Genomic DNA, 19689 nt, shown 5'->3' with positions numbered 1-19689 from the left:
CACTTGGCCCGGCCGGGCGGTCACGAAAACTTCCCAACAGCCCTGCGGCGCCACGTGAAGACCTCATTCGAAGAGACGTACGAATAAGTACGGGTCTCCGTGATCCCAACTGGCGCCGCTCGACATGCTGTTGCGAGCAGTGTGCCACGGCCCTTCACCGCGTCACACAGCACTCTGCATTTTTCAGAGTGACACTTGCCAAGTGTTCACGGCGGGGCGATAGTGGCAAGCGTGATTCCGTCCGCGCCCTTAGGAACAGACGCCGCCGCAGGCCACCCCCAGGGTCTCGGTGCCGATGCGGGTTCCCCCGGTCGAGCGCATTCGAGAGTGGGGAAGGAAGCGGGCCTCGACCAGGCCGCTGCCGAGCGCCGGTTCCGATTCGAACTGGCCGCGCATCCGGGTTCCCCGGCGCAGGCCAGACGCCTGGCACGGGCCCGGCTGACCGGCTGGTCGGTGTGCGAGGACACCTGCGACACGGCCGCCCTGGTCATATCCGAGCTGGTCACCAACGCCATCGTGCACACCGCGAGCGGCGTGGTCGTCTGCGAGCTGTACGACGGTGACGACCTCGTGCGCATAGCCGTGCGCGACGAGGGCTGCGCGCCGGGCGAGCCGCATCCCTCGCCGCAGCGCCCCGAGGAGGAACACGGGCGGGGCCTGTTCCTCGTCGACGCCCTCTCCCACTCCTGGGGCGCCCAGGAACACGGCCCCGGACTGCTGGTCTGGGCGGACCTGCCCCGACGGGCCGTCTCCGAGGACTCCGGAGAACCCGCTTCCCCCGAGCACGCCGGACCTTCCGGGAACGCCGCCCCCCGCGAGCACACCGGCCACCTCGAGCACTCGGCCGGGCAGCGCGACGACCTCGCCGCCCATGACGCCTCCGACGTCTCCGACGCCGACCGGATCCCCGCGCCGCGCGCCGACCTCGGCTGGGGCGCCCGCCCGAAGCCGGACCCGGCAGGCGGCTCGGACGACGAGGACGAGACCCCCACCGAGCACAGTGATCACGCGGACGCACGGCACGCGGGCTCACGGCACGCGGGCTCACGGCACGCGGGCGCGCGACTCGAAGACGCCCGGCACGAAAACGCGCACCCCGAAGACGCCCGGCACGCAGATGCCAGACACGGCGACCTCCGGCACGGAGACGCCCGGTACGGACACCCGGTGCACGGGGACGTCCGGCACGGACACGACGCGCACGGTGACTCCGAGCCCGCCGAACAGGCGCACAGGACGCATCCCGCGGAAAGCCGTGCGGAAGCCCGTGCCCTCGGCCAGACGCACCGGCCCCATCACACCCCCGCCACCGACGGCCGGGCCGACCCCCGGCCGGGCGGCCCTCTCGGCCGGCTCCCGCACCCGGCCGACGGTCTGCTGCCCCGCGTCGTGCCGCAGTGGCACCGCGGCCCGGGGACCGGTGAGCCGCCCAGGCCGATCGACCGCACCGATCGCACCGACCACGCGTTCGACACGACGAGCGGGGCGCCCGCCCGGCGCCCGCACCCCGGCGCGGGTTCTGCGGGCTTCCCCCCGCGCGGCCGGGACACGGCGTGAGCGCGGCTCCCGGCCGGATCGGGGTGCTCAACCTGGACACGCTCGTCCGCCTGGGGCGCGGCCCCGGCGGCGACACCCCGCGGGCCCCGCACCGGATCGCGGTTCCCGAGGGGATGACGGCCCCGCTGGGCTGCGACGCCGTGGCCGTCCCGGCGCGGCTGGGCCCGCTGGTCATGCCCCGCCTCCCGCGTGTGGGCTGCGTGTACGCCGACGAGGCGCACTGGTGGTGGCTGGTCCCGTCGGACTCCGACTACGCCCTGGACTGGCCCGCCCCCGCGCGGTACGCCACGGGCGCGGTCGTGCCGGACTCCCGGCAGGCTCCCGGCCTCATCCACCGGCCGGACGGCACGCTGCCGTACACCCCGCCCATCCCCCTCTATCTGACGCTGTGCCGCCTCACGGACACACCGCCCACCTGGTCGCGGCCGATCAGCGCGTGACGCGCGTCCGGGTGCTCGGCGGCGCTCAGCTCCGATCGGCCCGCTGGGCCGGGCCGGAGGCCTTCGAGGAGATCCGCGCGCCGGCCGGGAGTGGAGGTACCCGGAGCCGCACGCGCTGCGGGCGGAGCCGTTCACCGGCCGCCGACGGGCGCGGTGCCCGCCGCGAAAGCGGGCCGACCGCGGCGTCAGTCGATGGCCTCGCCGCCCCGGACGACCACGAGGAACGTATCGGTCGCGAGGTCCATGACAACCTCGGCGGCCAGTCCCTCCATGCGTCGTTCCTGCGCGAACTCCTCCGCGGGCCACGATCCGCGCGGCCCGCCCGCGGGAAAGCGTTCGAGCACTGTTCGCCCGTTCACCATCTCGCACACCTCCGATAAGCGTTGTACCTGTAGGAGTTAACGCTCTTCGGAGAGGGAACGCCCCGGTCAGTGACGTTACTGAGACGCAGTTGACACAAGTTCAACGCGGAGTGTGAGGATCAGGTCACCTTCCGAACGCTTCGGCTACCCTGCGCGTCGAAAATCGCACGCATCGTGGCGTCACCCATCGCTTCCCCGCGCGCACTTCAGGACACCGTGGGGTCGCACCGTGGCGCCCCGCGTCCCGGACCACCGGACCGGACCGAGGCAGAACGGGGTGGAACGCGGTGGAACGGGGCAGACAGTGCCGCACCTGGGCAGACCAGGCCGCGACAGCCCGTCCCGGCTCGCGGTCACACCGCGACGGCCAGGCCCGTGACGCGGGCCGGCAGCCCCACCCGCTCCCGGTGGGCGGCCAGCTCTCCGAGGATTTCGGTGAGCCGGTCGCGGTGGCGGCGGTCGAGCCGTCCGGTGTCGTCGAGGTGGACGGCGGCGGCGGTGGTCGTGTCGACGAGGCGTTCGAGGAGGGCGGCGACCTCGTCGGTGCCCTCGGTGTGCCGGGCGAGCGCGGGCAGTTCGGCCGCCGAGAGGGCGATGGCGGCGCGGGCCTCGGCGAGCGCCCGGTAGGCCTCGCGGCGCAGGGTCCAGCGGGTGGCGTGGTCGTCGGAGCCGTCCAGGCCGTCCAGTACGTGTACGAGGTAGGCGTGCGCGGCGTCCGCGGCGGACGTGAGCCGGGCGCGCACCTGCCCGCCGCGTTCCCCCGGCATCGGCAGGTGTCCGACGACCAGGACGAGCGCGCAGGCCAGCAGCGTCTCACCGATGCGTCCGACGGAGGCCTGGGGCTCCCCGCCGACCATGACGAGCGACAGGACCAGGACGGTGACGACGGCGGTCTGGGCGGCGAAGTGGCGCGTGGCGACGGGGATCAGCGCCCCGCACACGGCGACCAGGGCGACCAGCCCCTCCGGACGCGGCAGCACGGCGGCGAACCCGGCGAAGAGCAGCGCCCCCAGAACCGTCCCGGCGGCTCGGCACAGCACGCGGGAGACCAGCGGCCCGAGGTCGGGCTTGACGAGGAAGACGGCGGTGGCGGGCAGCCAGTACCAGTGCGTGTGCTGCCCGTACCAGCGCGAGTGGTGCAGCGCCTGGGCGATGGCGGCGCTGGCGCCGAAGCAGAGGGCGACCCGCAGCCCGTACTCCCGCCCGCCGGCCCCGAACGCGGTCCGCAGCAGGTCCCGGGCGCCGCGCCGACGCGTGTGCAGGTCCGACCCGACGCCCTGGTCGAAGGCGTCGGCGGCCCGGAGCAGGGCGTCGTCGAGAGCCCGCAGCGCGGGCGCGGACCGGGCGGGCGCGGGCAACGGCCCGGTGGCCGCGCTCTCCCGTACGGCGGCGGCGAGGCGCCGGGGTCCCTCGGCGGCCCGGCCGGTGAGGGGGGCGCCGGCCCAGGCGAGGGCGGTGGCGGCCTCGGCGAGCGGCAGGGCGGCGGCGTACTGGGCGTGCAGCCGGCGTTCGGCCGCGGAACTGGCGTAGCGGCGCAGCCGGGGCCCGGCGAGGGCGTCCTGGGCGTGGTCGAGAGCGGCGGTGAGGGCGGCACGGCGGGCGGTGGCGTGCTCGGTGCCGGCGGCGTCGAGGAGAGCGGCGACGGCCTCGTACACGCCGGCCACGGCCGCCCGCTCCCCGTCGAAGCGGAAGTCTCCGGCCAGCGCGCCCGGCGTGGGCAGGGCGAGCCGCAGCACGATCAGCCATCCCGCGCCGGTGAGGAAGGCGAGGGCCCGTGCCCCGCCGCTGTCGGGCAACGGCATCCCGGCGCCGATCGCCGCGGCGACGAGGAGCTGGGTCCCGCCCCCGGAGGCGACGGGCCCGATGGCGCTCGCACCGCCGGCCAGGAGGCCCAGACCGGTGAGGAGGAACGTCAGCGCGACCGGGCCGGCGTGGTCGCCGGCGTACGTCCCGACGAGGAGTCCGGCCGCTCCGGCGAGGGCGGGCGCCCCGAGCCGCCGGACGGCGGCGCGCCGGCTGCCGGGGCGGTCGTTGATCCCGGCGAGCATGGCGGCGATGGCGGCGACGACCCCGAGGGAGGTGTGCCCGGCTAGGACCGCGGTGAGCAGCAACGGCCCGGCGGCGAGCGCGCCGCGCACGACCGCGCTCCACGGGACGGGCCCGCGCTGGGCGCGCAGGGCGTGCGCGAGCCAGGGCGGCAGGGCGGTGAGTGTGCGAACGGCAACGGCGGAACGCGGGGACACAGGGCTCCGTTCGGGCGAGGGCGGGGGTGTGCCTTCGGGCGACGGTGGCCGGGGCTGGTGCTCGGGCTGCGTCTCCACGGTACGCGTCGATCGGGGAGAAGGTGGGACGGCCGCGTTTCGGAAAGGTGACACCTGGGCCGGAACCCGGGTTCTTCATGAACGCAACCGCTGTGAACGCGACCGCTCGGACGGCTGCCGGGGACCGGCTCCTCACCGGCCGCGGCTCCTTGCGCGCGCGTGGCCGCGACCACCGTCTCCGCGAACAGCGTGCGGGCCCGTTCGAGCGCCTCCGGGACGCCGCCGTGGACGATCCGCCCGACAAGCTCGTCGACGTCTCTCGGCCCGGCCCGCTCCAGCAGCCGCTTCTCGTTCGTCACCCGCTCCCCGCGCGCGGCGAGCACCGCGTGGCCGGCCTGCGTGGCGGCGACGGCCAGGGCCCCCGCGGCCTCCGTGCGCCGGTCCTGCGCCGCGTGGTGGGCGGCCGGTCCCGCGCCGCGTGGTGGGCGGCCGGTCCTGCGCCGCGTGGTGGGCGGCCGCGTAGGCGAGGGTGGCACTCGCGGTGCCGTACCAGCGGTCGCGCGCCGTCCGACGGAGCCTGTCGGGGTACGCGGCAGGGCGCGGCAGCTCTCCGTGCAGCACATGGTTGATCGCCGGCTCGGCGACGACCGGACAGCTCGGGATACCCGCCAGGTGGAACAGCAGGGATTCCACCCGGAACCGGCCCTGTTCCGCCTCCGCCAGTTCGTGGACGACGACGTCCAGGTCGCGGTGGTGGACGTCGACGCGCCGTCCGTCGACGGTGAGCCAGGCGCAGCCGTTGAAGACGCCGCCGCCCCAGCCGATGGCGCGCAGGCCGGCCGGGTCGAAGGTGCCCCGGTAGGAGACGGCGACGTCCCCGTCGCTGTCGGGGCGGTGGGTGCCCCGGCCCGGGAGCCGCCGAGGGCGACGGCGCGGACGCCGGGAAGGGCGGCCAGGCGGTCGGTGGTGGCGCGGAGGGAGGCGGCGTCCATCAGAAGTCCCAGATGTTCCGATGGCGGTGGCGGGTCGGCGGATGGTCCAGGTCCTCGGCAACATCGAGGAGAGTGCCGGGCGGGGCGGCTCGCAGGCGGTTGCGGGCGGCCGTGCGGAAGACGGCCAGTGCGGCTCGGGCCCGTGACTCGTACGGGCCATCGACTCCCGCGTTCAGGGAGCGCGGCCAGGTGTGGGCGGTGAAGGCGCGGTGGACGGGGACGGGACGCGGACGGCGTCCCTCGCGCCGCGCGCGGGCCGACTCCTCGAAGGTGACACGGAGCTGGACGAGGCGGTGCCCGGAGCGCAGCACGGCCCGGCTGCCCGATCCAGGAGCCGGGTGGTGGTTGCGGTGTCGGGGACGGATGTGGTGGACGGTGCGGGACATGAGGGACCTCCGCGGGCCCGCCGGCACTTCCGGCGCGGCCCGCTAGAAGTCCGCCGCCGTGAAACGGCCCAGGTGCTTGGTACGCATGGGAGCAAGGCTGGCGTCCGCGGCCCGCGCCCGTCCAGCGGTTATCGACGGCGAGGGCGATCACCGGCAGGGGCGGCGGCAGGCACGCAGGCGCGGGCCGGCAGGGCTGGACCTGCCGGGCCGGACCGGCAGCGGCGGCGGCAGGCCGACCGGGCCGGGCCGGTCGGCAGCGGCACGTCGGCAGGAGCAGGCCGACGGCGCCGGGGCGGTCAGCCCAGTCCCGCCGTCGTCGCCGCCGTGTGCAGTACCTCCCGCAGCATCTGCGGGGTGAGGCGCCCGGTGAAGGTGTTGCGCTGGCTGACGTGGAAGCAGCCGAAGAGGTCCAGGCCGTCGAGCGGTACCCGCGCCCCGTGCGCGAAGGCCGGCCGGGGCCGGGGCACGGCCCATCCCGCCTCGGCGAACGCGGGCAGCGCGGCCTGCCAGCCGAACGCCCCCAGCACGACGACCGCCCGCAACGTCGGCCGCAGCAGCCGCAGTTCCCGGACGAGCCACGGCCGGCAGGTGTCCCGCTCCCGCGGGGTCGGCTTGTTGGCGGGCGGTGCGCAGTGCACCGGGGAGGTGACCCGCACGCCGTGCAGGGCGAGGCCGTCGTCGGCGGACACGGAGGTCGGCTGCGAGGCGAGCCCCACGTCGTACAGCGCCTGGTACAGCACGTCCCCGGAACGGTCGCCCGTGAACATCCGACCGGTGCGGTTCCCGCCGTGCGCCGCCGGAGCCAGTCCCACGATCAGCAACCGCGCGTCGGCCGGACCGAACCCCGGCACCGGCCGCCCCCAGTAGGTCCGGTCGGCGAAGGCCGCCCGCTTCGTGCGGGCCACCTCCTCCCGCCACTCCACCAGCCTGGGGCAGGCCCGGCACCCCGCGACCCGCCGGTCCAGGGCGGGAAGGGGGGCGCGGTCCAGCGGTTCGTCGGGGTCCATGGGTCCACGGTAAGGCGGGGTCGCCGGGTCACGGGACCGGACGGTCCGGTCACCGCGTGCGCCGCACCAGCCGCAGCAGGTCCTGCACGGAGTCGCGGCGGACCCAGGCGATCAGGGCCAGCGGGACGAGCAGGATGAGCGGTGTCGCCGCGTTCTGCCCGTCCATGGCCACGATCGTCACGATGAACGCGCCCACCATGAGCGCTCCCAGGCAGACCGCGGCCACCGACCGGAGCACCGGGACCAGCAGGGCGATCGCGCCGGCCAGTTCGAGGACACCGACGGCGTACATGCCGGTGCTGCCCCAGCCCAGCTTGTCGAAGCCCTCGGCCGCCGACGGGTGGGCGATCAGCTTCGGCAGTGCGCTGGCGATCCCGTAGAAAAGAGCGAGCAGCACCTCCAGTCCGCGCAGTGCGATGCGGGCGCGCCTGCGTCCGGCGGTCGTCGGCTCGAACGGGGCGGAGGGGGCGGAGGGGGCGGAAGCGGCGGAGGGGAGCGGTGCCGTGGTCTCGGACATGGAGGTCTTCTCCCGGGGGATGTGGTCCGTGGTGCTGTCGGAAGGACAGACCGCTCCCCCGCCGTGAACTCATCGCTCCGCGCCGGACCTCATCGTTTCACCGCCCGCACCCAGACCCGGTCCTCCGTCAGATACCGGTCCACTCCCAGTCCCGCTTCCGCCAGTGCCTCCTCGAACTCTTCCTCGCCCATGGGCCGGGCACGGAACGTCTGGGTCCATGTCGCGTCCGGGAACACGTACTCCGCGCGCACCGAGTTGACGCCGTCGCCGATGGGTTCCGACGACAGGATCCGCAAGGTGAAGCCGCTCGGATGGACCCGCTCCCTGGGCAGGTCGGTGTGGTAGCTCTCGCCCTCCCGCTGGATCAGCACACATCCGTCCTGCGTCACGTGCCGCGCGCAGGTGCGCAGCATGCCGCGCCGGACCTCCTCGTCCCCGGCGTGGACGAGGAACGACGCGAGCATCACCGCGTCGAAGGTCTCGCGCAGGTCCAGGTCCTCGATGGGGCCGCACACGGTGCGTGCCCCTCGGACGCGGTCGAGCATCTCGGCGGACTCGTCCACCGCCGTGATCGTGAACCCGCGCTCCAGGAGGGGGTGGGTCATGCGGCCGACGCCGCAGCCCAGCTCCAGGATGCGCGCGCCCGCGGGTACGGCGGCGGTGACGATGTCGGGTTCCTCGCCCATCGGGAGGCGGCTGTACAGCTCGACCGCGCAGCCGTCCGGGGTGATGGCACCGGGGCCCGTCCCCTCGTGCCCCTCTCGCATTTCACGCCTCATGCCCTCCCAACGGCCGGTGCCCGCAAGGCCGTTCCACCACTTCCCGGGTTCATTCGTTCGAGTGAAGGAAGTCTTTTCGACGAAGGCGCGGCCGACGGTGAGCACGCCCCCTCCAGCCCCGGCCCCCGGCACCGGATCTCCCTGGCTCCCTGGCTCCCTGGCTCCCTGGCTCCCTGGCTCCCTGGAGAACGTCCGGCCCGGGGAGTACGTTGCAGGAAGGAGTGATGACCCGATGCGTACGGGCAGTGAGCCGGTGACGGCGCGCAGTGCACTCAGGATGCGGCTGTGGCTGAGTGTGTGGGGGCTGCTCTGGGCGATCTTCGGGACGGTCGCGTTCGCGCTCGTGGGGCGTCCCGGGTGGGCGGTGGCCTGCGGGGCGCTGTGGCTCGTGATCACCGTCGACATGTCGGTGATCACCAAGCACCTGCGCGAGGGGTCCCACTTCCAGCCGGGCCCGGACGTCCCGCCGTACCGGCCGCCGGAGCAGCATCGTCCCTGAGGCGGCGACCGCCCGGGATCCGGCCTGATCCGGACGAGAGGCCCTAGGACTCGAACCGTGCCGCTTTCAGGTACTGCGGGTTCGGGTCCAGGGCGGCGGCCAGGCGGAAATGCCTCTTCGCCTGGTCGGCACGGCCCTGCCGCTCGTAGGTGCGGGCGAGCGCGAAGTGGGCGAACGCGTTGTCCGGCTCGCGCTCCAGGACGATCGTGAACTCCAGCTCGGCGGGTCGCAGTTGCGCGGCGGCGAAGAAGGCTCGCGCGCGCAGCAGCCGGGCGGCGGTGTTCTCGGGGTACGCGGCGATGACACCGTCGAGCAGTTTCACCGCGCCCCGCGGATCCCGTGCGGCGAGCAGTTGCTCGGCGGCACGGAAGTCGATGACGTGCGTCTCCGGAGTACGTCCGGTCGAACCGCTGGTTTCGGGCACGGAAAATTCCTTCCCTCACTCGTGGCGTTCAACGCGCGCGGCGCGGGCCGCTATTCCTCGGACCGCTCACCGGACCGCTCACGGGGCCCTGCGCCGTCCCGCTCCGCCGTCCGCGCCCGGCGGACCAGGTCGGTCCACACGTCCTTCACGCGTCGCTCCAGGTCGGGCAGGGGTACGTCGTTGTCGATGACGATGTCGGCGATCCCGCGACGCTGCTCGCGGGTGGCCTGCGCCGCCATCCGCGCGCGGGCGTCGTCCTCGGTCATCCCGCGCAGCCGCACGAGCCGGTCGAGCTGGGTGGCGGGGTCGGCGTCGACGACCACGACCACGTCGTAGAGGGGGGCGAGGCCGTTCTCGGTGAGGAGGGGGACGTCGTGGACGACGACGGCGTCCTCGGGTGCGGCGGTCTCCAGGTCGCGGGACCGGGCGCCGACCAGCGGGTGCACGATCGCGTTGAGCGCGGCGAGCTTGTCGGGGTCGGCGAAGACGAGCGAGCCGAGCCCGGGCCGGTCGAGGCTGCCGTCCGCGGCGAGGATCCCCTCGCCGAAGGTCTCGACGACCGCCGCGAGACCGGGCGTGCCCGGCGCGACGACCTCGCGCGCGATGCGGTCCGCGTCGATCAGCACGGCGCCGCACTCGACGAGCAGCCGGGACACCTCGCTCTTGCCGGCGCCGATCCCGCCGGTCAGGCCCACCTTCAGCATGACGGGAAGCTTAGGCCCTGTCGTCACCTTCCCGCCTGCCCCGTGACGCCGTGCACGCTCCCCGGAGGGGCCCCGCTCCGCCGCACCGGGCCCTGATCCTCGTACGGGACGTACGCGGGTCAGGGCCCGGCACCCCGAGGACACGCGCCTGACGCCACCGGGCCCGCCCTCAGGGCGGACGGGCGGACGGCGGGAAGGTGACGACAGGGTCCGGGGCCTGCCGTCGGTGAGACGCGCGGCAGGCCCCGGGGGGCGCTCAGCCCTCGCCCTCCCGCTCGGCCAGGAACTTCTCGAACTCCCGCCCGATCTCGTCGGCGGACGGGATGTCGACCGGCTCGGCGAGCATGTTGCCGCGGGTCTCGGCGCCCGCGGCGGCGTCGTACTGGTGCTCCAGGCCCTGGACGAGGGCCGTCAGTTCCTCGTCGCCCTCCTGGATCTGGCGGTCGATCTCGGTCTGCGTGCGATGCGCGTCGGTGCGAAGGGTGTGCGCGATGCTCGGCAGGACGAGTCCGGTGGCGGACGTGATGGCTTCCAGGACGGTCAGGGCGGCGTCCGGGTAGGCGGAGCGCGCGATGTAGTGCGGGACGTGCGCGGCGACGCCCAGGATGTCGTGTCCGGCCTCCATGAGGCGGTACTCGACGAGGGCCTCGGCGCTGCCCGGGACCTGGGCCTCTTCGAAGGGGCTGCGCTGGCCGGGGACGAGATCGGTGCGGTTGCCGTGCGGGGTGAGGCCCACCGGGCGGGTGTGCGGCACACCCATGGGGATGCCGTGGAAGTTCACCGACAGGCGGACGCCGAGGCGCTCCACGATCTGCTTCACGGCCGCGGCGAAGCGCTCCCACTCGACGTCCGGCTCGGGACCGGACAGCAGCAGGAAGGGCGCTCCGGTGGCGTCCTGGACGAGCCTGACCTCGATGCCGGGCTCCTCGTAGTCCGTCCACCGGTCGCGCTGGAAGGTCAGCAGCGGGCGGCGGGCGCGGTAGTCCACCAGTCGGTCGTGGTCGAAGCGGGCGACGACCTGGTGGGGCAGCGAGTCGAGGAGCCGGTCGACGATCTGGTCGCCGGTCTCACCCGCGTCGATGTATCCGTCGAAGTGGTAGAGCATGACAAGTCCGGCCGACTCCTGGGCTAGCGCCATGTCGACGACGGCCAGCCCCTTCGGCTCCCATGCGTACAAACCCTGCGGATCAAGCACTTGGACCGCTCCTCCTCGTGTTCGTACTGCACAACGCCCCGGAAGCCAGGGGCATTCCCGGCTCGCGCCCCCTGATCGCCCGGTGTCGTGCGGCCCGCGCGGGACGCTGGATCCGGCCCGGCCGGGCCGGGAAGCGGGCACACGCGCGTGGCGGGCGGTCACGGCCGGCGTGCGGGAGTGAGCGGGTCGGGGTACGGGGGTGGACGGGCCGGGGTGCGGGCCTCGCGACGGCGGCCGGCACGACCGTCCGGCGACGCGCCGTCCGGTGCCCGGGGAAAGCGTCGCACCGTCGGGTTACGGCCCGTCAGCTCCTCGGGTGTCCCGTACGTTTCCGCGCGGGCGCCCCGCCGGGAGGGCGCACCGGCCACCGGCCGGGAACAGCACTGAGGGCCCGCACCTCGAAAGGTGCGGGCCCTCGGTCATGAGCTACTGCTCAGCGGGCGTCAGCTCTGCCCACCGGCCAGCTTCTCGCGGAGCGCGGCGAGCGCCTCGTCCGAAGCGAGGGCACCGGAGGTGTCCGCACCCTCGGAGGAGTACGAACCGCCACCGCCACCACCGGACGCGGCCGGAGCGGCGGCCTCGCCACCCTCGGCGGCAGCAGCGGCGTCGGCCTCGCGGGACTTGATGACCTGCTGCTGGTGCTGCTCGAAGCGGGTCTGGGCCTCGGCGTACTGGTTCTCCCACACCTCACGCTGGGACTCGAAGCCCTCGAGCCAGTCGTTGGTCTCGGGGTCGAAGCCCTCGGGGTAGATGTAGTTGCCCTGGTCGTCGTACGACGCGGCCATGCCGTAGAGCGTCGGGTCGAACTCGACCGAGGCCGGGTCGGCACCGAAGGCCTCGTTGGCCTGCTTCAGCGAGAGGCTGATGCGGCGACGCTCGAGGTCGATGTCGATGACCTTGACGAAGATCTCGTCGTTGACCTGGACGACCTGCTCCGGGATCTCCACGTGGCGCTCGGCCAGCTCGGAGATGTGGACCAGACCCTCGATGCCCTCGTCCACGCGGACGAACGCACCGAACGGAACCAGCTTCGTGACCTTGCCGGGCACGACCTGGCCGATCTGGTGGGTGCGGGCGAACTGCTGCCACGGGTCTTCCTGGGTCGCCTTCAGCGACAGGGAGACACGCTCGCGGTCCATGTCCACGTCGAGGACCTCGACGGTGACTTCCTGGCCGACCTCGACAACCTCGGAGGGGTGGTCGATGTGCTTCCAGGAGAGCTCGGAGACGTGCACGAGACCGTCGACGCCACCCAGGTCCACGAAGGCACCGAAGTTGACGATCGAGGACACGACGCCGGAGCGGACCTGACCCTTCTGGAGGGTGGTGAGGAACGTCTGGCGAACCTCGGACTGGGTCTGCTCCAGCCAGGCGCGGCGGGACAGGACCACGTTGTTGCGGTTCTTGTCCAGCTCGATGATCTTGGCCTCGAGCTCCTTGCCCACGTAGGGCTGGAGGTCGCGGACACGGCGCATCTCGACGAGGGAAGCCGGCAGGAAGCCACGGAGGCCGATGTCGAGGATGAGACCACCCTTGACGACCTCGATGACGGTACCGGTGACGATGCCGTCCTCTTCCTTGATCTTCTCGATGGTGCCCCAGGCGCGCTCGTACTGGGCGCGCTTCTTCGAGAGGATCAGGCGGCCTTCCTTGTCCTCCTTCTGGAGGACGAGGGCCTCGATCTCGTCGCCGACGGCGACCACGTCGTTCGGGTCGACGTCGTGCTTGATCGAGAGCTCGCGGCTCGGGATGACACCTTCGGTCTTGTAACCGATGTCGAGCAGGACCTCGTCCCGGTCGACCTTCACGATGACGCCGTCGACGATGTCGCCGTCGTTGAAGTACTTGATCGTCTCGTCGATCGCGGCGAGGAAAGCTTCCTCGTTACCGATGTCGTTGACCGCTACCTGCGGCGTGGTAGAGGTGGTCTCGGTGCTGCTCGTCATGTGGGAAAGGGCTCCGGTACGGACAGAGAGTCGTAGGTACTGCTTACGCCGGGAGCCCGTTTCGCTCTGCAGAAGGCCGGACAGCCAAGGAAGCGCCCGCCGGAACGGCGACGGCGCCTCGACAACCGAGGGGACATACATACAGATGCGAGCACGACCTGCTACGTCTGAGGTGCGCAGGCCCGCAGCGCAACTTGTAGCATACGGGGGCAGCCGGGCAGGGTCAATGCGCGAAGGCGCACACCCGGGGCAGATCGCCGCAATCCCGGCACACAACCTCTCTTCCGAGGCCACGCAGGCCGCAGGAAGCCCTCCCGGGGACACCGCGAGGGCGCCTCCCGAGTCGGGTTGGACGGAAGAGTACGACGAGGGAGCCGATCATCCAAGAGCCCGTATCGTCCGAGCCGGCGTTCGAGCCGGAAGCCACCCGCCGCGAGGCCGGGGTCGCGGAGAGCGCGCGCGCCAATCGCGGCTGGTGGGACCGCAACGCGGACGAGTACCAGATCGAGCACGGCACGTTCCTCGGCGACGACCGCTTCGTGTGGGGTCCCGAGGGCCTGGACGAGGTGGAGGCCGAGCTGCTCGGCCCGCCGGAGGACCTGAAGGGGAAGGCGGTCCTGGAGATCGGCGCCGGCGCGGCCCAGTGCGCGCGCTGGCTGGCCGCCCAGGGGGCCCGTCCGGTCGCCCTGGACGTCTCCCACCGCCAGCTCCAGCACGCACTGCGGATCGGCGCGGCGTTCCCGCTGGTGTGCGCCGACGCGGCCGTCCTGCCGTTCGCGGACGGCTCCTTCGACCTGGCCTGCTCCGCGTACGGGGCGCTGCCCTTCGTCGCCGACCCGGTGCTGGTCCTGAAGGAGGTGCGCCGGGTGCTGCGGCCGGGCGGGCGCTTCGTCTTCTCGGTGACCCATCCGATCCGCTGGGCCTTCCCCGACGAGCCGGGCCCCGAGGGCCTGTCCGTCGCCTCGTCGTACTTCGACCGCACGCCCTACGTCGAGCAGGACGACGAGGGCCGGGCGGTGTACGTCGAGCACCACCGGACGATCGGCGACCGGGTCCGTGACGTCGTGGCGGGGGGCTTCCGGCTGGTGGACCTGGTCGAGCCGGAGTGGCCGGCCTGGAACACGGCGGAGTGGGGCGGCTGGTCCCCGCTGCGCGGCGGTCTGATCCCGGGCACGGCGATCTTCGTCTGCGAGCGGGACTAGGGCCTCTCGTCTGGATCAGGCCGGGCTCGCGAGGCCTGATCCAGACGAAAGACCCTAGTGACCTGAGTCGGAGATTTTCGGGTAGTTCTCGCGAGCTGCCTGACGTGCCGGAGACCGGACTTCAGCAGGCCGGGCCGGACCTGGCGGCAGCACGGCATCCGGTTGACGGCCGCCCATCTGGCGAAGAACTTCCGACTCAGGTCACTAGCGTCGCGGCAGGCGACGTCTGCCCATCGGGGAGCGGCGTCCGGTGCGTGCTCTGGGGGTGCCCCCGGCCGAAGGCCGGGGGCATGCCGGCCGGAAGTCCTCGTACGGGACGTACTCGGGCTTCCGTCCGGTGCGGCGAGTGGGGTCCCCCTCCGGGGGAGCGTGCCGGGCGTCGCGACGGGGCGAACGCCGCCTGTCGCGGCACCAGCCACCGTCCCCCGCTCCCGGCCCGCACGCGCGTGCGGGGGTGCTTCCCCGGGCGTACGACACTGGGGGCGTGATCCGTGACGACGCCCTGGACGCGCTGCCCGTGCGGGCCGCCCTGCCCGCCCTGCACGACGCCCTGGCCGGGCGGGGTACCGCCGTGCTGGCGGCACCGCCCGGCACCGGGAAGACGACGCTGGTGCCGCTCGCGCTGGCCGGGCTGGTGGGCGGGGGGCCGGTCCGGCGGGTGGTGGTGGCGGAGCCGCGGCGGATCGCGGCGCGCGCGGCGGCCCGGCGGATGGCGTGGCTGCTCGGTGAGCGGACCGGCGGGAGCGTCGGGTTCACCGTGCGCGGCGAGCGCGTCGTCGGGCGGCACACGCGCGTGGAGGTCGTCACCACCGGGGTGCTGCTCCAGCGTCTCCAGCGCGACCAGGAGCTGACCGGGGTCGACGTGGTGGTGCTGGACGAGTGCCACGAGCGGCATCTGGACGCGGACACGGCGGCCGCCTTCCTGTGGGACGTGCGCGAGACGCTCCGTCCCGAGCTGGGGCTGGTGGCCGCGTCGGCGACGACCGACACGGAGGGCTGGTCCCGGCTGCTGGGGGGCGCGCCGGTGGTCGAGGCGCACGGCTCGTCGTACGGCGTCGAGGTGGTGTGGGCGCCTCCGGTCCGGCCGGTGCGGCCGCCGCACGGCATGTCGGTGGACCCCGCGCTGCTCGCGCACGTGGCATCGGTGGTGCGGCGGGCGCTGGCGGAGCGTCCGGGGGACGTCCTGTGCTTCCTGCCCGGGGTCGGCGAGATCACGCGGGTCGCGGGACGGCTCGCGGACCTGGAGGGGGTGGACGTGCTCCAGGTGCACGGGCGGGCGCCCACGGCGGTGCAGGACGCGGTGCTGGCTCCCGGGGAGCGTCGCCGGGTCGTGCTGGCCACGTCCGTCGCCGAGTCGTCGCTGACGGTGCCGGGCGTGCGGGTGGTGGTGGACTCGGGCCTGGCGCGCGAGCCGCGGGTGGACCACGCGCGCGGGCTGAGCGCGCTGGCGACGGTGCGGGCGTCCGTCGCGGCGGGACGGCAGCGGGCCGGGCGGGCCGGGCGGGAGGCGCCGGGCGTCGTGTACCGCTGCTGGGCGGAGGCGGAGAACGCCCGCCTGCCGCGCTTCCCGGCTCCGGAGATCAAGGTGGCCGATCTGACGGCGTTCGCGCTCCAGGCGGCCTGCTGGGGTGATCCCGGGGCGTCGGGGCTCGCCCTGCTGGATCCGCCGCCGGGTGGGGCGATGGCGGCGGCGGGCCGACTGCTGCGGGCGGTCGGGGCGGTGGACGCGGCGGGCCGGGCCACGGAGCGCGGGGTACGGCTGGCGCGCGCGGGGCTGCACCCGCGCCTGGGGCGGGCGCTGCTCGACGGGGCCGCGCTGGTGGGGGCGGAGCGGGCCGCGGAGGTGGTCGCCCTGCTGAGCGAGGAGGCTCCGCGGGAGTACGGCGACGATCTCGCGGGTGCGCTGCGCGCGGCCCGGCGCGGGGGTGACGCGTACGCGGGGCGCTGGCGGGCGGAGGTACGGCGGCTGCGGGCCGTGGCGACGGAGTTCGCCGGCCCCGCGGAGGGGCGCACGGCGACGGGGCCGACCGGTCCGGGAAGGGGATCGGGGGCGGCGCGGCCGACCGGCTCGGTGGGAAGGGCCGTGGTGCCGGAGTCCTCCGTCGGCCCGGTGGAAGGGCCCGTGGCGCCGGCGGGCGTCGCCGGGGGGCCGTCGGTGCCGGCCGGCGAGGACGGCCGCGTCGGTGTCGTGGCCGCGCTCGCCTTCCCCGAGCGGGTCGCCAGGGCGGACGGCGGCTCGTATCTGATGGTGTCCGGGACGCGGGCCGAGGTCCGCGAGGGGTCGGGGCTGCGCGGCGCGCCGTGGATCGCGGTCGCCGTCGCCGACCGGCCCGTCGGCAAGGGGCACGCGCGGGTGCAGCTCGCGGCGGTCGTCGACGAGGAGGTGGCCCGGTTCGCGGCGGGCGCCCTGCTCGATGTGCGCGAGGAGGTCCACTGGGCGGAGGGGGACGTCGTGGCCCGGCGGGTCGAGCGGCTCGGGGCCGTGGAGCTGGCGGCGCGGCCGCTGCGGGAGGCCGCCGCGGGGCTCGTGCGGGAGGCGCTGCTCGAAGGGCTGCGGCAGGAGGGGTGGGGGCTGTTGCGGTGGTCGGCGGAGGCGCGGGGGCTGCGGCAGCGCCTGGCGTTCCTCGGGGCGCGTCTCGGGGAGCCGTGGCCGGACGTCTCCGACACGGCGCTGCACGCGCGCGTGGACGAGTGGCTGGAGCCCGAGTTGAGCCGGGCCAGGCGCCGGGGCGATCTGGCGCGGATCGATGCCGGGGCGGCGCTCGCCCGGCTGCTGCCCTGGGCGTCCGGGGAGGCGGCACGGCTGGACGAGCTGGCGCCGGAGCGGATCACGGTGCCGAGCGGGTCGGGGATCCGGATCGACTACGCCGACCCCGGACAGCCGGTGCTGGCGGTGAAGCTCCAGGAGATGTTCGGACTCCAGGAGACGCCGCGCGTGGCGGGGGTGCCGCTGCTGGTGCACCTGCTCTCCCCCGCCGGGCGGCCCGCGGCCGTGACCGCGGACCTCGCCTCCTTCTGGAAGGACGGCTACCGGGGCGTGCGGGCGGAGCTGCGGGGCCGGTACCCCAGGCATCCGTGGCCGGAGGACCCGGCCGGTGCCGAGCCCACCCGGCACACCAACGCACGGCTCAGGCGGTGACCGGTTCGGCGTCGGCCGCGGGGGCCGGCTCCGGGTCGGCGGGGCGCCGGCCGCGGGCCTGCGGGGACGGCGGCGGGGCGAGCAGCGGGACGCCGAGGGCGAGGAGGCCCCCGGGCGGGGCGGCATCGGCGGGACCGCGGGTGCGCCGGTGGCGGGTTCGCCCCGGAGCCCGCGGACGGTGGTGCGTCGGCGGGTGGTGCCGGGCGCACCCGATCTGACGGTTCGTCAGTCGGGACGTCGTGGCGACGGGCGGGCGGGACGAGCGCGGGTCGTGCGCGACGACGGCGCCCCGCTCGCGTGGAGCGGGGCGCCGTCGGTGGTGCGAGGGCGGGTCCTCAGCCGGTCGTCGCCCCGGAGGGGCTCGGGGAGGTGCTCTCGGAGGGGGTGCCCGACGGAGTTTCCGAGGGGGTGTCCGACGGGGTCGGCGTGGACGACGGTGCCGGCGTGACGGTCAGTTCGACCGTGAGGGTGGCGCCGCCCTCGGTGGTGACGCGCAGCAGGTAGGTGCCGGCGGTGTCGTCCGCGTACAGCTTCGGGAGCGTCAGCAGGCCGTTCGCGTCCGTGCGGAGGTCGGTCAGGGTGCGGACGGGGTTGCCGGCGGCGTCCTTGAAGTAGGGGCCCTTGTCGTTCGCGGTCGGGTCGTCGGCCGCCTTCACGAGGGTGGCGGTGGCCGCGACCCTGTCCGCCACGGCGCCCTTGTAGGTGGCCTTCACCTCGACCCGGTCGGCGAACACGCCGCCCGCGACGCAGGTCGGGGCGGTCGAGCCGGTGCGGACCAGGGCGTCGGCGGCCCGCGCGGTGACCGTGGCCGAGTAGCTCATGGCCGCGACCGTGCGGCCCACGACGGTGGCGCGGACCGTGAAGGCGCCGGTCTCCTCCCCCGCCTGGAGGGCGGGCGCCGTGGCGATGCCCCGGCTGTCGGTGATGACGGTGGCGACGCTCTCGCCCCCCGTGAAGGTGGCGTCGGTGTCGCCGACGATCGTGAAGCGGACCCGGACCTTGGCGACGGCCGTGCCGGACTTGGTCTCGGTGCGGGTGCTGATCCGGTCGCCGAACGCGTCGCCCGCCATGGCGGTGAGCCGCGCCGTGCCCGCGTCCTCCAGGTGGTGCACCGTGTCGGTCGGTGTCGTCGTCGCGGGGGGTGTGGTGGCCGGGGGCGTGGTGGGCTTCGGGGGCTTGGTGGCGGGGGGTGTGGTCGCCGGGGGCGTGGTGGCGGGCGGGGTCGTCCCGGGCGGCGTGGGCGTCGAGGGCGGGGAGGTGGTCGCGCCGCCGCCGTTGTTCTCGTCGCTGCGGTTGTCCGGCAGGGTGCCGGCGCCGTCCGGAACCTCGTGCGTGCCCTTGCGGTAGTACTCCAGCCACGACACGACGGTGTTGTAGTAGTCCGTCGAGTTGTTGTAGCTCAGGATCGCGCTGCGCAGGCCGGCGTCGGTGGACATGTCCCAGCTGTAGCGGCACAGGTAGTGACCGGCGGCGAGCGCGGCGTCGTAGACGTTGTTGGGGTCCTTGCGGCCGTCGCCGTTGCCGTCGCGGCCGGCCCACGCCCAGGTGGAGGGGATGAACTGCATCGGGCCGACGGCGCGGTCGTGCGTGGTGTCGCTGTCGAAGGCGCCGTCGTCGGTGTCGCTGATGTCGGCGAAACCGTTGCCGTCGAGGACCGGGCCGAGGATGGCCGAGCGGGTGGTGCCGTCGGCGTCGACGTTGCCGCCGCGGGCGTGGCCGGACTCCACCTTGCCGATGGCGGCGAGGAGTTCCCAGGGCATGTTGCAGCCGGGCTGGGACTCGGCGAGGGCCGACGCGGCCTTCTTGTAGGCGTCCAGGACGGTCGCGGGGATGCCGGCCTCCGTGACGCCGGTGCCGACCGGGGTGGTGCCGGTGCTCTGGCTGGGCGCCGGGGCGGGGCTCTTCAGCGGCGGCAGGTCCGTGTAGTACGGCGAGTTGCCGGTGGCGCTCTCGCCGGTGGCGGAGCCGCCGTCGGCGGACGGGGTGTTCGCGGCGGCCCGTCCGCCCGCGTCGCCGGCCGTGACGTCGGGTGCCTGGGAGGCGGCCAGAGCCGCGACCGCCAACGCGGCCACGGTGGTGTTGACCGCACCCTTGCGCAGCCTGCTGCCGAAATGCGCCGACATGAAGTGAACCCCTCCCGTGGACACTCGAGCGCCCGTCTTCGTCTGTCCCGCCCGTCCCGTGGGACCCCTTGCCACTCGCCCCTCGGGGGACGACCCGCCGGCCGCGAAGGTTGCGGTCGCGGGCGGTTTGCGCTGATCTGTTCGGTTGTCCGACCG

At 74.4% G+C, this 19689-nt stretch carries 15 protein-coding genes and 2 pseudogenes; 5 read left to right on the top strand and 12 right to left on the bottom strand.

Annotated elements, in window-relative coordinates; all coding sequences use genetic code 11:
- Window positions 1-222: 222 nt before the first annotated feature.
- Together ACH4N1_RS31755 and ACH4N1_RS31750 are read left to right on the top strand one after the other, a co-directional pair.
- Window positions 223-780, top strand: a pseudogene (locus ACH4N1_RS31755) (ATP-binding protein); the annotation flags it as partial.
- A 773-nt stretch (window positions 781-1553) separates the two neighbouring features.
- Complete coding sequence (locus ACH4N1_RS31750) at window positions 1554-1997, top strand: hypothetical protein (protein ID WP_398103137.1); 444 nt, start codon at window positions 1554-1556, stop codon at window positions 1995-1997.
- A 185-nt stretch (window positions 1998-2182) separates the two neighbouring features.
- Here ACH4N1_RS31750 and ACH4N1_RS31745 read toward each other — a convergent pair whose 3' ends face one another.
- The 7 genes and pseudogenes from ACH4N1_RS31745 to ACH4N1_RS31715 form a co-directional block, all read right to left on the bottom strand.
- Window positions 2183-2359 carry a hypothetical protein gene (locus ACH4N1_RS31745; protein ID WP_398103134.1) on the bottom strand — a complete coding sequence of 59 codons (177 nt, stop codon included), beginning with the start codon at window positions 2357-2359 and terminating at the stop codon, window positions 2183-2185.
- Window positions 2360-2712: 353 nt separating this feature from the next.
- A complete protein-coding gene (locus ACH4N1_RS31740) occupies window positions 2713-4602 on the bottom strand; it encodes an FUSC family protein (RefSeq protein ID WP_398103131.1) in 1890 nt (629 codons plus the stop codon).
- A 233-nt stretch (window positions 4603-4835) separates the two neighbouring features.
- Window positions 4836-5612 (bottom strand): annotated as a pseudogene (locus ACH4N1_RS31735) (nucleotidyltransferase domain-containing protein); the annotation flags it as partial.
- Window positions 5612-5998, bottom strand: a complete 387-nt coding sequence (locus ACH4N1_RS31730; protein ID WP_398103128.1) for a hypothetical protein — start codon at window positions 5996-5998, stop codon at window positions 5612-5614. The gene ACH4N1_RS31730 and the pseudogene ACH4N1_RS31735, both read right to left, overlap by 1 nt.
- Window positions 5999-6294: 296 nt before the next feature.
- Complete coding sequence (locus ACH4N1_RS31725) at window positions 6295-7005, bottom strand: uracil-DNA glycosylase (RefSeq protein ID WP_398103125.1); 711 nt, start codon at window positions 7003-7005, stop codon at window positions 6295-6297.
- 49 nt (window positions 7006-7054) lie between these two features.
- Window positions 7055-7522: a DoxX family protein gene (locus ACH4N1_RS31720; RefSeq protein WP_398103122.1), complete on the bottom strand. Its 468-nt coding sequence runs from the start codon at window positions 7520-7522 to the stop codon at window positions 7055-7057.
- A gap of 89 nt (window positions 7523-7611) precedes the next feature.
- Window positions 7612-8289, bottom strand: coding sequence for a class I SAM-dependent methyltransferase (locus ACH4N1_RS31715; RefSeq protein ID WP_398103119.1), 678 nt, complete (start codon window positions 8287-8289; stop codon window positions 7612-7614).
- A gap of 244 nt (window positions 8290-8533) precedes the next feature.
- Here ACH4N1_RS31715 and ACH4N1_RS31710 point away from each other — a divergent pair, with 244 nt between their 5' ends.
- Window positions 8534-8800, top strand: coding sequence for a DUF6343 family protein (locus ACH4N1_RS31710; protein WP_398103116.1), 267 nt, complete (start codon window positions 8534-8536; stop codon window positions 8798-8800).
- 43 nt (window positions 8801-8843) lie between these two features.
- On the opposite strand, the gene ACH4N1_RS31705 is transcribed toward ACH4N1_RS31710, so the two are convergent.
- The 4 genes from ACH4N1_RS31705 to rpsA form a co-directional block, all read right to left on the bottom strand.
- On the bottom strand, window positions 8844-9224 hold the full coding sequence (locus ACH4N1_RS31705; RefSeq protein WP_363087312.1) for a tetratricopeptide repeat protein: 381 nt from the start codon (window positions 9222-9224) through the stop codon (window positions 8844-8846).
- A gap of 50 nt (window positions 9225-9274) precedes the next feature.
- Complete coding sequence (coaE, locus tag ACH4N1_RS31700) at window positions 9275-9928, bottom strand: dephospho-CoA kinase (protein WP_398103113.1); 654 nt, start codon at window positions 9926-9928, stop codon at window positions 9275-9277.
- A gap of 256 nt (window positions 9929-10184) precedes the next feature.
- Complete coding sequence (locus ACH4N1_RS31695) at window positions 10185-11123, bottom strand: PAC2 family protein (RefSeq protein WP_398103110.1); 939 nt, start codon at window positions 11121-11123, stop codon at window positions 10185-10187.
- Between the two features lie 443 nt (window positions 11124-11566).
- Window positions 11567-13069 carry a 30S ribosomal protein S1 gene (rpsA, locus tag ACH4N1_RS31690; RefSeq protein WP_398103107.1) on the bottom strand — a complete coding sequence of 501 codons (1503 nt, stop codon included), beginning with the start codon at window positions 13067-13069 and terminating at the stop codon, window positions 11567-11569.
- Window positions 13070-13446: 377 nt separating this feature from the next.
- On the opposite strand from rpsA, the gene ACH4N1_RS31685 reads away from it, so the two are divergent.
- Both ACH4N1_RS31685 and ACH4N1_RS31680 read left to right on the top strand, forming a co-directional pair.
- Complete coding sequence (locus ACH4N1_RS31685) at window positions 13447-14271, top strand: class I SAM-dependent methyltransferase (RefSeq protein WP_398103162.1); 825 nt, start codon at window positions 13447-13449, stop codon at window positions 14269-14271.
- A gap of 484 nt (window positions 14272-14755) precedes the next feature.
- Window positions 14756-17410, top strand: a complete 2655-nt coding sequence (locus tag ACH4N1_RS31680; RefSeq protein ID WP_398103104.1) for an ATP-dependent RNA helicase — start codon at window positions 14756-14758, stop codon at window positions 17408-17410.
- A 335-nt stretch (window positions 17411-17745) separates the two neighbouring features.
- On the opposite strand, the gene ACH4N1_RS31675 is transcribed toward ACH4N1_RS31680, so the two are convergent.
- A complete protein-coding gene (locus ACH4N1_RS31675; protein WP_398103101.1) occupies window positions 17746-19533 on the bottom strand; it encodes a lytic transglycosylase domain-containing protein in 1788 nt (595 codons plus the stop codon).
- Window positions 19534-19689 lie beyond the last annotated feature (156 nt).

It is taken from the genome of Streptomyces sp. NPDC017202 (assembly GCF_044331705.1).
Classification (GTDB): domain Bacteria; phylum Actinomycetota; class Actinomycetes; order Streptomycetales; family Streptomycetaceae; genus Streptomyces.
Note: the sequence above shows the minus strand (reverse complement) of the source record. Positions and strands in the feature narration are given on the sequence as shown.